Origin of the sequence: Protofrankia sp. CiT1, from assembly GCF_917627335.1 — a bacterium.
Classification (GTDB): Bacteria; Actinomycetota; Actinomycetes; order Frankiales; family Frankiaceae; genus Protofrankia.
This window is the reverse complement of the sequence record NZ_CAKJTP010000010.1, coordinates 1-577: the sequence shown is the minus strand read 5'-3', so window position 1 is coordinate 577 and position 577 is coordinate 1. Positions and strand designations below refer to the sequence as shown.

Annotated in this window: 1 protein-coding gene; it reads left to right on the top strand. The window is 62.9% G+C overall.

All coding sequences use genetic code 11. The annotated features are described in order from the left end of the window. Positions 1-181: 181 nt before the first annotated feature. Positions 182-577, top strand: a 396-nt coding sequence (locus MJ785_RS03285) for a phage tail protein (RefSeq protein WP_239380017.1), incomplete at its 3' end; no start/stop codon positions are given.

Sequence of the window (577 nt, the reverse complement as noted above, 5' to 3'; positions counted from 1 at the left end):
GCGGTGGTCAGCGGCTGCCCGGCTATCCGGGCTTCCGCCGCCTCGGGATGCCCGCACCCCAGCCCCGCCCTTTGATCCACGCCGCTGTTGCCGGATCCTCTACCTTTGCTACCAGCGCATACGCTGAATTCAGCGCTATTGTCCACAATAAGGATGAAACGCACACGCGGAGGAGTTTGCCATGCCCTATGCCGTGGACTTCGACACCGTATCGACCGTCGGCCTGGAGTCGTCGCCGGCCGCGGCCGCGCTCGCTGGTCTACGGGCGAACGAAGCCCGGTACTTCAAGAACAAGTACGGCCACGTTTTCACGGTCGAGCCCGCGGACAACGCCGGGCCGACCATCGACTGGGTGAGCCGGATCCTCACAGAAGAACGCGGCATCGTCATCTCCGCTCGCCCGCTCGAGGCGACGACATTCCAGGTCGAGAACATTCGGATGGCATACGTCTTCTACGAGAACGGCCTGTCGATCAATGTGATGTACACCGTCGACGACCGCGGGAAACGAGCGGTTGGGTTCAAGCTCTCCGACGGGATGGAAGTCCCCACGGAGCTCGCCTCGTTCAAGTTCGCT